This window comes from Pseudomonas sp. TMW22089, from assembly GCF_022496645.1.
Lineage (GTDB): Bacteria > Pseudomonadota > Gammaproteobacteria > Pseudomonadales > Pseudomonadaceae > Aquipseudomonas > Aquipseudomonas paraversuta.
On record NZ_SCFG01000015.1, the window covers coordinates 43,858 to 57,374 of the forward strand.

8 protein-coding genes are annotated in these 13,517 nt (G+C 59.9%); 4 read left to right on the forward strand and 4 right to left on the reverse strand.

The window, feature by feature from the left end:
• Entirely contained in the window at positions 1–1,419 is a 1,419-nt protein-coding gene (gene leuC, locus EQV90_RS14885; RefSeq protein WP_003446169.1) for a 3-isopropylmalate dehydratase large subunit, read from the reverse strand.
• A gap of 133 nt (positions 1,420–1,552) precedes the next feature.
• Between leuC and EQV90_RS14890 the strand changes: the two genes are divergently transcribed.
• The 3 genes from EQV90_RS14890 to EQV90_RS14900 all read left to right on the forward strand — a co-directional run bounded on the left by EQV90_RS14890 (position 1,553) and on the right by EQV90_RS14900 (position 6,523).
• A complete protein-coding gene (locus tag EQV90_RS14890) occupies positions 1,553–2,446 on the forward strand; it encodes a LysR family transcriptional regulator (RefSeq protein ID WP_003446171.1) in 894 nt (297 codons plus the stop codon).
• Positions 2,447–2,509: 63 nt separating this feature from the next.
• Positions 2,510–5,128, forward strand: a complete 2,619-nt coding sequence (locus EQV90_RS14895) for a bifunctional diguanylate cyclase/phosphodiesterase (RefSeq protein WP_003446173.1) — start codon at positions 2,510–2,512, stop codon at positions 5,126–5,128.
• Positions 5,129–5,341: 213 nt separating this feature from the next.
• Complete coding sequence (locus EQV90_RS14900; RefSeq protein ID WP_010656920.1) at positions 5,342–6,523, forward strand: acetyl-CoA C-acyltransferase family protein; 1,182 nt, start codon at positions 5,342–5,344, stop codon at positions 6,521–6,523.
• Positions 6,524–6,625: 102 nt separating this feature from the next.
• Here EQV90_RS14900 and EQV90_RS14905 read toward each other — a convergent pair whose 3' ends face one another.
• On the reverse strand, positions 6,626–7,492 hold the full coding sequence (locus tag EQV90_RS14905; protein ID WP_240878330.1) for a pirin family protein: 867 nt from the start codon (positions 7,490–7,492) through the stop codon (positions 6,626–6,628).
• A gap of 798 nt (positions 7,493–8,290) precedes the next feature.
• Between EQV90_RS14905 and EQV90_RS14910 the strand changes: the two genes are divergently transcribed.
• Positions 8,291–10,720 (forward strand): TonB-dependent siderophore receptor, encoded by a 2,430-nt coding sequence (locus tag EQV90_RS14910; protein ID WP_160627845.1) that lies wholly within the window; start codon positions 8,291–8,293, stop codon positions 10,718–10,720.
• A 134-nt stretch (positions 10,721–10,854) separates the two neighbouring features.
• Here the strand turns inward: EQV90_RS14910 and EQV90_RS14915 are convergent, their stop codons facing one another.
• Complete coding sequence (locus tag EQV90_RS14915; RefSeq protein WP_003446187.1) at positions 10,855–12,681, reverse strand: glycoside hydrolase family 15 protein; 1,827 nt, start codon at positions 12,679–12,681, stop codon at positions 10,855–10,857.
• Positions 12,674–13,474, reverse strand: coding sequence for a glucose 1-dehydrogenase (locus EQV90_RS14920; protein WP_003446188.1), 801 nt, complete (start codon positions 13,472–13,474; stop codon positions 12,674–12,676). Before EQV90_RS14920 ends, EQV90_RS14915 begins: the two co-directional genes overlap by 8 nt.
• Positions 13,475–13,517: the final 43 nt, after the last annotated feature.

Genomic DNA, 13,517 nt, shown 5'->3' on the forward strand with positions numbered 1-13,517 from the left:
TTAAACCAATTCGCGGACGTCGATGAAACGACCGTTTACAGCGGCGGCGGCGGCCATCGCCGGGCTCACCAGGTGAGTACGACCACCGGCGCCCTGACGGCCTTCAAAGTTACGGTTGGAGGTCGAAGCGCAGTGCTCGCCCGACTCCAGGCGGTCCGGGTTCATGGCCAGGCACATCGAACAGCCCGGTTCGCGCCATTCAAAACCGGCCTCCAGGAAAATCTTGTCCAGCCCTTCGGACTCGGCCTGGGCTTTAACCAGACCCGAGCCCGGCACCACGATCGCCTGCTTGATGGTGGAGGCCACTTTGCGGCCCTTGGCGACCACTGCCGCAGCGCGCAAGTCTTCGATCCGCGAGTTGGTGCACGAACCAATGAACACGCGATCCAGCTGGATATCGGTGATCGCCTGATTGGCGTTCAGGCCCATGTACTTCAAGGCACGCTCGATCGAACCACGCTTGACCAGGTCAGCTTCCTGCGCCGGATCGGGAACGTTCTGATCCACCGCCAGAACCATTTCAGGGGAGGTACCCCAGCTGACTTGCGGCTTGATCTGCGCCGCATCGAACTTGATCACGCTGTCGAAATGCGCGTCGGCATCGGAAACCAGATCCTTCCAGGCTTCCACGGCCAGATCCCACTCGGCGCCCTTCGGTGCAAACGGGCGACCCTTGACATAGGCCACGGTCTTTTCGTCCGCTGCAACCAGACCCACGCGGGCACCGGCTTCGATGGACATGTTGCAAATGGTCATGCGCCCTTCAACCGACAAATCGCGAATCGCACTGCCGGCAAACTCAATGGCATGACCATTGCCGCCTGCGGTACCGATTTTCCCGATCACTGCCAGCACGATGTCCTTGGCGGTCACGCCGAACGGCAATTGACCTTCAACCGAGACCAGCATGTTTTTCATTTTCTTGGCCACCAGACACTGGGTGGCGAGCACGTGCTCCACCTCGGAAGTGCCGATACCGTGGGCCAATGCACCAAATGCACCATGGGTCGAGGTGTGCGAATCACCGCAAACCACGGTCATGCCCGGCAAGGTCGCGCCCTGCTCGGGGCCGATCACGTGAACGATGCCCTGGCGGATGTCGTTCATTTTGAATTCAGTGATGCCGTACTCGTCGCAATTGTCGTCGAGGGTTTGCACCTGCAAACGGGAAACCTGGTCGGTAATGGCCTCAATCCCGCCCTTGCGTTCCGGCGTAGTCGGTACGTTATGGTCCGGGGTCGCGATGTTGGCATCGATGCGCCAAGGCTTGCGCCCGGCCAGACGCAGACCTTCAAAGGCCTGCGGCGACGTCACTTCATGAATGATGTGACGATCGATGTAGATCAGCGCCGAGCCATCGTCGCGCTGCTTGACCAAATGCGAATCCCAGAGCTTGTCGTAGAGCGTTTTGCCGGCCATCAGACGGTTTCCTCATCAGCTACTTTTCTGTGCCAATAACCACTTGGCTTGTGAGGTCGATCCTATGGCGTTACAGTTAATAACTCAAATTCATAATTTTCATGCTTTGGATAACCAACAGGAATTCGAATAGATGGATCTCGCAAATCTCAATGCTTTTATCGCTATTGCTGAAACCGGGAGCTTCTCCGGGGCTGCCGAACGCCTGTTCCTGACCCAGCCGGCGATCAGCAAACGCATCGCCAGTATCGAGCAGCAACTCAAGCTCAGGCTGTTCGACCGGCTAGGCCGCGAAGTCAGCCTGACCGAGGCCGGGCGGGCCTTGCTGCCGCGGGCCTACCAGATCCTCAACGTCCTGGACGACACCCGCCGGGCGCTGAACAACCTCAACGGGGAGGTCAGTGGCCGCCTGACTCTGGCCACCAGCCATCATATTGGCCTGCACCGCCTGCCGCCCCTGCTGCGCGAGTTCACCCGCACCTACCCGAAGGTCGCGCTGGATATTCAGTTCCTGGATTCAGAAGTGGCCTACGAAGAAATTCTCCACGGCCGCGCCGAACTGGCGGTCATCACCCTGGCCCCGGAGCCCCATTCGCTGATTCGCGCCGTGCCGGTGTGGGATGATCCGCTGGACTTCGTAGTCGCCCCCGAACATACCCTCACCCGCCGTTCGAAGGTCAGTCTGGCCGACATTGCCCACCATCCGGCAGTGTTTCCGGGCGGTAATACCTTCACCCACCATATTGTCCAGCGCCTGTTTGAAGCCCAGGGACTGACGCCCAATATCGCCATGAGCACCAACTACCTGGAAACCATCAAGATGATGGTCTCCATCGGCCTGGCGTGGAGCGTCCTGCCGCGCACCATGCTCGATGAGCAAGTGGCATCGATCGAGTTGCCCGGCATTCAACTGACGCGCCAGCTAGGCTACATCGTGCACACCGAAAGAACCCTGTCCAATGCCGCACATGCCTTCATGAAACTACTGGATGCCCAGGTCGACAGGGGTCACAGTGAGCAACCCTGAGATCGCTCCAGCGGTTCAGAAGCAAAACCGTCTCAATGGATCGAGATCCAAGGATCGCAGTCAATGCCATACCAGAGATATACCAGCCTCCCCCTAGACGGTTTGACTGAGGTTGACCCGATATCGCTGGAACACGGCAGGCAAAACAACGGGTCAGCGCAGCCCTGGTACTGGGACATTGAAACGGGGCTCATCAACAATGCAAGCCATCGGCGCACACGCCAGCAAGCGCTCAACAACTCAGAACAGCGCTTCGCCACACTCTTTCATTTATCGCCCCACATGGTGCTGCTGGTGCGCATCGAAGACGGGTTGATCAGTGAGGCCAACCATTGGTTCGAGAGCCTGCTGGGCTGGCCGTTAAACCAGGCAATCGGGCGTACGACCATCGAACTGGGGATCTGGCCAGATCCCCGGCAGCGCAAACAATTCATCAAGAACATACGCAGCAAAAATGCCTCGGTGAGTATGGAAGTCTGCCTGCAGGGCCGTGATGGACAACTGCACGACGGCATCCTCAGCGCACAAAAAGTCGAACTGGAGGGCGAGGCCTATCTGGTCAGTACCTTCCTGGACACCCGCAAAAGCAAAGAAGTCGAGCAAGCCTTGATCGACAGTCAGGAGCGCCTGGACCTGGCGCTGGACTCGGCACAACTGGGTACCTGGGACTGGCATATCCCCAGCGACAGACTCTACGGCTCGGCCCGTGCCGCCCAACTGCACGGCCTGCCGGCAGAACCGTTCAACGAGTCATTCGAAGCGTTCTTCGACGGTGTGCCCGAAGCCGAGCGTGACAATATGCGCGACACCTATCGCACACTGCGCGAAGGCCCCGCCGGGAGTTATCAACTGACCTATCGGGTGCCCGGCGAGAACGACACTTCACGCTATATAGAAAGTCGTGCCCGGCTCTATCGCGACGCTGAAGGTCTGCCCCTGCGCATGGCCGGGACCTTGCTCGACATCACCGAGCAAGTGGAGCGCGAACAACGCCTGAGCGCCTCCGAAGACAAATTTGCCAAGGCATTCCACTCCAGCCCCGATGCCATCACCATCAGCGAACTTGCCACTGGCAACTATCTGGAAGTGAATGACGGCTTCAGCCGGCTGACCGGATACAGCAGCGCCGAGGTGATTGGCCGCAGCCCTTACGAACTGGGGATCTGGGGGCATAGCTCACAGCGTCAGGCATTACTCGACGAGATCAAGGAAAAGGGCCGTATCCGCAACCGGGAAATACTCGGGCGCTCCAGACGCGGCGCCCTGCTCAACCTTGAGATATCCATCGAACCGATCACCCTTAATGACACCCCCTGCCTGTTGCTTACTGCCCGCGACATCAGCCAGCTCAAAGCGGCCCAGGCCCAGGCCAGCCACCTGGCCTACCACGACCCGCTGACCAACCTGGCGAACCGCTCGTTGCTGCTGGAGCGCCTGAACCATCAGACCGAGCTGCTTGAACACCATGATCTGCGCGGGGCGCTGTTGTTTCTGGATCTGGATCACTTCAAACACATCAACGACTCGCTCGGGCATCCGGTGGGCGACTCGGTGCTGAAAATCATCACCGCCCGGCTCGAAGCCAGTGTCCGCAGCGAAGACACCGTGGCACGCCTGGGCGGTGACGAGTTTGTAGTACTGCTGACCGGTCTCAAGGGTTCGCTGCAAGCAGTCACGCTTAATGTTCTGCGTACTGCCGACACCTTGCGCGAGCTGCTGGCCGAACCCATGTTTCTCGATGGCCAGCGCCTGCAAGTAACCCCCAGCATCGGCATTGCCTTGCTGCCCGACCATGGGATCACCGCGACAGACCTGCTGAAACGGGCCGACATTGCCCTGTATCGGGCCAAGGATTGCGGGCGTAATACCAGCCAGCTATTCGATTTTTCCATGCAGGCTGCGGCCAGCGAACGCATGAACATGGAAAGCGCCCTGCGCACAGCGTTGGCACGCAACGAGTTCAGCCTGCACTTTCAGCCCCAGGTCGACGCCCGGGAAAACCGCATCGTCGGCGCTGAAGCACTGCTGCGCTGGCAGCACCCGCAACTGGGGGCACAATCCCCGGCCGATTTCATCAAGATCCTCGAAGACAGCGGCCTGATTCTGGAAGTGGGCGCCTGGATTCTCGATGAAGCCTGCCGTTCGTTCGGCAAATTGTTGCGCGAAGGCCTGATCGACCCCCAGGCATTCAGCCTGTGCGTCAACATCAGCCCCCGGCAGTTTCGCCAAAGCGACTTCGTAGAACAGGTCAAGCGCAGCCTGTTGCACCATGACCTGCCCTGCTCGATGCTCAAGCTGGAAGTCACCGAAGGCATCGTGATTCAGAATCTGGAAGACACCATCGCCAAAATGCAGGCGCTCATCGCGTTGGGAGTGAGCTTTGCGATGGACGACTTCGGCACGGGCTACTCCTCGCTGACCCATCTCAAACGCCTGCCTGTGGACACCCTGAAAATCGACCAGTCGTTTGTGCGCGACGCCATTAACGCCCCCAACGATGCGGAAATCATCCGCGCCATTGTTGCCATGGCCCGCAGCCTGAAAATCAAGGTGGTGGCCGAAGGCGTCGAACAAGCGGCCCAGCTCCAGTTTCTGCAGAGTATTGGTTGCCATCTGTACCAGGGCTACCTGCACAGCCGGCCGGTGCCTCTGGCCCAGTTCCGCAAACTGCTGCAACACTGACCCCACCTGAAAACCCCGACCCCCTGTAGGAGCGAGCTTGCTCGCGAGCTGTTCCAACCCGGCACGAAGGGCTATCGGGCACGTTCGCTCCTGCATCTCATGGCCCACATCCCATGAAGAGCGGATTTACCCTGCAAACGGACTACTCTGTGCCCCCTGGCCCCATGAAATAATCCAGCCTGTTACGAGTCAGAAAAATAATAAGGACCTACCATGCAAACCTCCGAGATTTTCATCCTGGGCGCCCGGCGCACCGCCATCGGCACCTTTGGCGGTGCACTCAAGGACGTTGCCCTGTGCGACCTGGCCACCACCGCAGTCAAGGCCGCCCTTATCGCTAGCCAGGTCGACCCGCAACGCATCGGCCACGTGGTGATGGGCAACGTGATTCCAACCGCCCCCCAGGACGCCTATCTGGCACGAGTGGCAGCAATCAACGCCGGCATCCCCAAGCAAACCCCCGCGTACAACGTTAATCGCCTCTGCGGCTCGGGCCTGCAGGCGATCATTTCCGCCGCCCATACCCTGATGCTCGGCGATGCTGATTTCGCCATCGGCGCCGGGGCCGAGTCCATGAGCCGCGGCCCGTACTTGCTGCCATCCGCCCGCTGGGGCGCGCGTATGGGCGATGCCCAGGTGCAGGATTACATGCTGGGCATTCTCCACGACCCGTTCCACGGTATTCACATGGGGATCACTGCCGAGAATATTGCGCAGCGCAACCATATCAGTCGCGAGGTACAGGACGCCCTGGCGCTGACAGACCAGCAGCGTGCCGCCCACGCCATCGCCCAGGGTTATTTCGACAGCCAGATCGCTGCCGTCGAGGTTAAAAGCCGCAAAGGCAGCGTCTTGTTCGACGTTGACGAACACCCGCGGGCTACCACCCTGGAACAGCTTGGGCAAATGAAGCCGGCGTTCAAAAAAGACGGCAGCGTGACGGCCGGTAACGCCTCGGGGCTCAACGACGGCGCCGCTGCGCTGGTGTTGGCCAGTGGTGCCGCGGTCAAGGCTGACAACCTCGCGCCTGTTGCACGCCTGGTGGCCTATGCCCACGCCGGGGTAGAACCTGAACTGATGGGGCTGGGCCCCATCCCGGCGACTCGTCTGGCGCTCAAGCGCGCAGGCTTGAAGATCGGCGACATGGACGTGATTGAAGCCAATATCGCCTTTGCGGCCCAGGCCTGTGCGGTGATGCAAGAACTGGAAATGGACCCGGCCCGGGTCAACCCCAATGGCTCAGGTATCGCTTTGGGCCATCCAGTGGGTGCCACCGGCGCGATTATCGCCACCAAGGCCATCCACGAACTGCACCGGATAAAAGGCCGCTATGCGCTGGCCACCATGTGCATCGGTGGCGGTCAGGGCATAGCGGTTATTTTCGAGCGAGTCTGAACCCGTAGATGACCGTAGTCGCTGCCGAAGGCTGCGATGGACTGCGTAACGAAGGTCCTGCGGCCCTTGTCGCAGCCTGCGCCAGCGACTACGGCTGGCTTGTTACACCGGCATCCGGCCAAATTTCCCCGACTGGAAGTCGATGAAGGCCTGATGGATTTCAGCTTCGGTGTTCATCACAAACGGACCGTGCCCCACAATCGGTTCGTCGATGGGCTCACCGCTCAAGATCAACAGCACCGCATCGTTATTGGCCTCAAGACGAACCTGAGACCCGTCGCGGGCAAACAGCGCCATTTGTCCTTCGCGCACCACTTCCTGGCCATTGACCTCAACCGCACCGTGCAGCACCACCAACATGGTGTTGCGGCCCTGATGCAGATCGAGGGTGGTCGACTTGCCCGCGTTCAAGCGGATATCCCACACGTCGATCGGGGTGAAGGTACGGGCCGGGCCGCGCTGGCCGTCGAACTCGCCGGCGATCAAGCGCAGCCGGCCGGCACCGTCCTTGAGCGCCAGTTCAGGAATGTCCCGGTCGACGATACCCTGATAGCCAGCCTCGGCCATCTTGTCTTTGGCCGGCAGGTTGACCCACAGCTGCACCATTTCCAGGGTGCCGCCACTGCGGGCAAACGCCTCGGAATGGAACTCTTCATGCAGGATCCCCGACGCAGCGGTCATCCATTGCACATCACCGGGGCCGATAACCCCGCCATTGCCGGTGGAGTCCCGATGCTCGACTTCACCTTTGTAGACGATGGTCACCGTCTCAAACCCACGATGGGGATGCTGGCCTACACCACGACGCTCGGTAGTGGGCGTGAATTCCGCAGGCCCGGCGTAATCAAGTAACAAGAACGGGCTGACGTGTTCACCCATGCTGTCGTAGGAAAATAATGTACGAACCGGAAAGCCATCACCGACCCAATGCGCACATGGAGCCGTATAGACACCCAGAATGTTTTTCATGTTGCACCTCCTGTAAATCATGGCAACAAGGATAGATTCGTATCACCCATAAGACTAGACGGTATAAATAGCACTCAGCGTTCCATACATAGAACGACCCTGCCACCCATATCCCTGTATGGCTCCGATACAAACCCGGGCCCGCATCGCTGGCAAGCCAGCTCCCACAGAAGCTGTCCCCACATGACCCTGCAGGAGCGAGCTTGCCTCGCGATGGCTCCGACACAAACCCGAGGCCCGCATCGCTGGCAAGCCAGCTACCACAGTAACTGTCCCCACATACCCCTGTAGGAGCGAGCTTGCCTCGCGATGGCTCCGACACAAATCCGGGCCCGCATCGCTGGCAAGCCAGCTCCCACAGAAGCTGCCCCCACGTAACCCTGCAGGAGCGAGCTTGCCTCGCGATGGCTCCGACACAAACCCGGGCCCGCATCGCTGGCAAGCCAGCTCCCACAGAAGCTGTCCCCACATACCCCTGTAGGAGCGAGCTAGCCTCGCGATGGCTCCGACACAAATCCGGGCCCGCATCGCTGGCAAGCCAGCTCCCACAGAAGCTGCCCCCACGTAACCCTGTAGGAGCGAGCTTGCCTCGCGAGCTTTATATCGAGCCCTGATTGATTGCCGAGCGAATGCGGGAATTTTGAAAAGCTCGCGAGGCAAGCTCGCTCCTACAGGGTTTGGGTATTGCTCTGCAAAATCAAATCCAGCCAATTCAGTCGCTTGTTTCCGGTTTAACCCGCGTGCTGCGTCTTATAACTATTCGCATCAATCATTCCCCTCCCGGAGCCTCGGCACGCAATGCAACGATCCAATTTGAACCGTACCCTGTTAAGCAGCGCACTGCTGGCCTCGGCACTGCTGGGCACACCCATGGCTCTGGCCGCGCCGGTCGTGCTGAATATCCCGGCACAACCGCTGGCCAGCGCCCTGAACGAGTTCGGCAAGCAGACCAGTCTGCAAGTGCTCTACAGCCCGGATCAGGTACAGGGGATCAGTTCGCACTCCGTCTCGGGCTCACTGGAGCCGATCAAGGCTCTGGAAGCCCTGCTGCAGGGTAGCGGCATTTCATACCAGCTCAATGGCGACACGCTGATTCTCAATGTCGCCCAAGGCCAGGGCCTGGAGTTGGGTGCCACCACCATTTCCGGCCAGGGCCAGGGGGCGTTGCTGACCACAGAGGACACTGGGTCCTACACCACTGCCGCCAGCAACAGCTCGACCAAACTGCCGTTGTCGATCCGCGAAACCCCGCAGACCGTGACCGTAATTACCCGCCAGCTCATGGACGATCAGGCGGTCCAGAGCATCGGCGATGTGCTGCGTAACGCGCCGGGCATTTCGACCCAGGCCTACGACAGCGACCGCATGGAATATTCGGCCCGCGGCTACGCCATCACCAACTTCCAGTACGACGGCGTGAACGCCCGCTATGACGGGGTGTTCGATGAGGGCGCGACCAAGGTCGACATGGCCCTGTATGACCGGGTTGATATCGTCAAAGGCGCCACCGGCCTGCTGTCCGGCTCCGGCGAACCCTCGGCTACGGTCAACCTGATCCGCAAAAAACCGACCCGCGAATTCAAGGCGTCGGTGACTGCCAGCGCAGGCTCCTGGGACAACTACCGAACCGAAGGCGATATCTCCGGCCCGTTGAATGAAGACGCCAGCGTGCGCGGGCGCCTGGTCGGGGTGTATCAGGATGCCGATTCGTATCTGGATCACTACTCGAAAAAGAATGATGTGTTCTACGGCATCCTCGAAGCCGATATCACTCCCGATACCCTGCTGACCTTCGGCATGGACTATCAGAACATCAAGCCCCGCGGCTCGTCCTGGACCGGCAACCCCTACTACTTCTCCAACTACAGCAAGACCGACTTCAGTCGCTCGTTCAACCCGGCCACCGACTGGAGCCGTCGCGATGTAGTCGCGCAGACCACCTTCGCCTCCCTGGAACACCGCTTTGCCAATGAATGGAAAGTCAAAGGCAGCCTGACCCAGCAAACCAACGACCACGACACCCAACTGGGATCGGCCGGTGGCGGCATGCCGGACCCGGTCACCGGCGACGGCATGTTCTTCTACTGGGGCAAGTGGGAAGGTCACCGGGTGCAAAACACCTTCGACCTCAATGCCAGCGGCCCCTTCAGCCTGTTTGGCCGCGAACATGAACTGGTGGTCGGTGTTACTTCGCAGACCTCCCGCCAAACCGGGGCAACCTTTGATGCCAGTGAATTCGGCAAGGTCCCCGGCAGCATCTTTGACTGGAAGGGTGATTACCCGAAACCCTACTTCCCGAAAAACGGCAAATACCAGACCAACGAAAACCAGAACAGTGCTTACCTCGCTGCGCGCTTCAGGCCGACCGACGACCTGTCGCTGATTCTCGGCAGCCGCGTGAGCGACTTCCAGTACAACGACACGCGCACGTACTACGTGCAAACCCCCACCTTCAGCGATAACAAGACCACCTCCAAACAGCACGGCAAAGTCACGCCCTACGCTGGCGTGGTGTATGACCTGAACGACACCTACTCGGCGTACGCCAGCTACACCTCGATTTACAAACCGGTCACCGAGCGCAGCAAGTCCGGCACAACCCTGGCGCCCACCGAAGGCAACAGCTATGAAATCGGTTTGAAGGGTGAATACTTCGACGGCCGCCTGAATGCCAGTGCCGCGGTGTTCCGCACCGAGCAGAAAAACCTGGCCGTCTATGCAGGCATCGACGCTGCCAACCAGACCTACTATGAGTCCGTCGACGGAGCGACCACCAAAGGCATCGAATTCGAGCTGGCCGGTGAACTGATGCCGGACTGGAACCTGATGGCCGGTTACACCTACGCCCAGACCAAAACCGCAGATGGCGGTCGTCTGTACGGCTACCCGCTGGAAACCACCAAGCCTGAAAACGTGGCGCGGGTATTTACCACCTACCGCCTGCCGGGGGTGTTGAACAAAGTTATCGTGGGCGGTGGTGTCAACTGGCAGAGCCCGTTCTACGGCAAGATCTACAACGATGCCAAGGGTGACTACGACATCATCGAGCAGCACAGTTACGCGCTGGTCAACCTGATGACCCGCTACGAGTACAACGAGCACCTGAGCTTCAACCTCAACGCCAACAACCTGTTCGACAAGAAATACCTGTCGGGCCTGGGCAACTTCAGCACCACCTACTACGGCGAGCCGCGCAGCCTGATGCTGACCAGCAAATACATCTTCTAAAAGCCGGCCCCGCATCGCTGGCAAGCCAGCTCCCACAGGTATTGGGTGCAGCGCAAGCCGTAACCCTGTAGGAGCGAGCTTTTCAAGACGCAGAGCTCGCGAGGCAAGCTCGCTCCTACAGGGTCAGGGGTGGGTCAGGGCTGCCACTGGGGCTTTTGGTGGTCGAGCTTTCGGTCCAGAAAGCTCGCCGCGCTGATCAGCGCCAAATGGGTCAAGGCTTGCGGGGTATTGCCCAAATGCCTGGCATAAAGGTCGAACTCTTCGGCATACAGCCCCAGCGGGTTGGCGTAACGCAATAACTGTTCAAATTCCAGATGCGCCTTTTCCACTTGCCCGGCCCTGGCCAGGCATTCCACGTACCAGAAGGAACAGGCGGCAAACGCACCTTCTGTGCCTTGCAGGCCATCCAGGCCACTGTCGTCATTGCGATAGCGATAAACCATGCCATCACGCACCAGACTCTTTTCAATGGCCGCAAGGGTCGCCAGCCAGGCCGGATCTTTCGCTGCGACAAAACGCACCAGCGGCATCAACAACATCGAACCATCCAGCGCCGTGCCGCCCTTGTACTGGACAAAATGGCCGCGCTCGGCATTCCAGAAGTTCTGCCAGATGTCAGTGTGAATCTCTTGCCGGGTCTCGTTCCAGCGGGAGAACGGCGCAGGCAACGAGCGCTTGGAGGCCAGGCGAATGGCACGATCCAGCGCCACCCAGCACATCAGCCGGGAGTGCAAAAAGTGATGCTTCTCGCCGCGCATCTCCCAAATCCCCACATCCTCCTCCTGCCAGGTCACGCACACGTGATCGACAATCTGGGTCACATGCTGCCAACCCTCATGGCTGATGGCCTCGCCGTATTTGTTGGTCAGGTACACCGCGTCCAGCAGCTCACCAAAAATATCCAGCTGCACCTGATCAAATGCGCCGTTGCCAATCCGCACCGGCCTGGCGCCGCCGTATCCGGACAAGTGGCTCAGCTCTACCTCGGGCAAATCATTGCGGCCGTCAATGCTGTACATGATGTTCAGCTTCAGGGGCTGGTCGCAGCACTCCCCTACCCGGCCACGCAGCCAGCGCATAAAGCCATTGGCCTCATCGACAAAGCCCAGGCGCATAAAGGCATAAACCGTGAAGGACGCATCACGAATCCAGGTATAGCGGTAATCCCAGTTACGCTCGCCCCCCGGGGTTTCCGGCAAGCCAAAGGTGGCGGCCGCAATGATCGCGCCCTCCTTGCGCGAGGTCAGCAGCTTGAGGGTCAGGGCCGAGCGGTTGATCATTTCCCGCCAGCGTCCGCGATAGATCGACTGTGCGATCCACTGCCGCCAGAATTGCAGGGTGCGCTGTAACGCCAGGTCGCTGGCGTCCACTTTCACCCGCTCATCGTCAACTGCGCCCAGTACAAACTCGGCCGTTTCGCCCTCCGCCAGGGTGAACGTGCTACAGGCCGCTTGATCCGCAACCGTCAAGGGAACACTGGAGGCCAGTCGAAGACCGGGCTGCCCCTCGGCGTCGAAGCACACATCCTCACCATCGGCACGGGCTTTGGTGGCCGCGCGGGCGTAGTCATGGCGAACCGCGCAGCGCAGCAAAAAGGTGGCGCTGCCGCTGACCACGCGCACGCGGCGCATCAGTAGCGGCAGTTGATCATCGTGGTCACTGACCGGCAGCAAATCGGTAATTTCCACCACCGCTTGCGGCGCCAGCCAGCGGGTCTGCAAAACGTTGGTGTCGGGGAGGTAAATTTGCTCGCGGCGGGCATCGGCTATCTGCGGGGCCAGTTGAAAAATCCCTGCCTGGGGGGTGTCCAGCAGTGAGCAGAAGATGGCAGGACTGTCGAACTCGGGCCAACAGAAAAAATCCACACTGCCCTGGTCATTGACCAATGCCGCAGTGCGCATGTCGCCAATAATGCCGTGTGCCTCGATCGAGCTTTGCAATTCGTCCTGGATGTTAACCATTGTCACGGAACTCCGGATAAAGGCTCATGCCGCCATCGATAAACAAGGTAGTCCCTACTACATAATCCGAGGCGTCGCTGGCCAGCCACACCACCGCGCTGGCCACATCCCCGGGCTCACCGACGCGACCATAGGGGATCAGTTTCAGCAGTTGCTTCTCGGCCGCGCCTTGGGTCACGTCGCGATTGATTGCCGTGCGAATGGCCCCGGGGGCTATGCCGTTGACCCGGATCTTTTGCTCGCTGACTTCCTGCGCGAGGCTGCGCATCAGCATTTCAACGCCGCCCTTGGAGGCTGCATAGTTCACATGCCCGGCCCAGGGAATCAGTTGGTGCACAGAGCTCATATGAATGATTTTGCCTGCTGCACAGGACACGCCTTCACGAACGCCCTGACGGTTGAAGATCTTCAGGGCTGAGCGCGCGCACAGGAACTGGCCGGTGAGATTGACACCGATGACGGTGTTCCATTGTTCCAGGGTCATGTCAGTGATTGCGGCGTCTCTCTGCAGCCCTGAATTAGCGACCAGAATGTCGAGATAGCCGAAAGCATCCAGGGTTTGTGCAAACAGGCGTTCAACTTCAGCCTCTTTCGATACATCGGCGCCCAGGGCAATGGCTTTGCCGCCTGCGGCGTTGATTTCGTCTGCCAGTGCCTGGGCGGGAGCTGCCTGGGAGTTGTAGTTGAGGACCACCGAGGCACCGGCAGCCGCCAGGGCCCGGGCGCTGGCAGCCCCCAGCCCGGAACTGGCCCCGGTGACCAGGGCGACCTGATGCGCGAGAGAAATCTGCATGGTTGTCTGCGCCTGCTTTATGAATGGGCATAACGGCTGACCC

Excerpts from the sequence above, each read along its gene's own strand:
- EQV90_RS14910 (WP_160627845.1), top strand. The coding sequence starts at position 8,291 with ATGCAACGATCCAATTTGAACCGTACCCTGTTAAGCAGCGCACTGCTG.
- EQV90_RS14895 (WP_003446173.1), top strand. The coding sequence starts at position 2,510 with ATGCCATACCAGAGATATACCAGCCTCCCCCTAGACGGTTTGACTGAG.
- leuC (WP_003446169.1), bottom strand. The coding sequence starts at position 1,419 with ATGGCCGGCAAAACGCTCTACGACAAGCTCTGGGATTCGCATTTGGTC.
- EQV90_RS14890 (WP_003446171.1), top strand. The coding sequence starts at position 1,553 with ATGGATCTCGCAAATCTCAATGCTTTTATCGCTATTGCTGAAACCGGG.
- EQV90_RS14915 (WP_003446187.1), bottom strand. The coding sequence starts at position 12,681 with ATGGTTAACATCCAGGACGAATTGCAAAGCTCGATCGAGGCACACGGC.
- EQV90_RS14900 (WP_010656920.1), top strand. The coding sequence starts at position 5,342 with ATGCAAACCTCCGAGATTTTCATCCTGGGCGCCCGGCGCACCGCCATC.
- EQV90_RS14920 (WP_003446188.1), bottom strand. The coding sequence starts at position 13,474 with ATGCAGATTTCTCTCGCGCATCAGGTCGCCCTGGTCACCGGGGCCAGT.
- EQV90_RS14905 (WP_240878330.1), bottom strand. The coding sequence starts at position 7,492 with ATGAAAAACATTCTGGGTGTCTATACGGCTCCATGTGCGCATTGGGTC.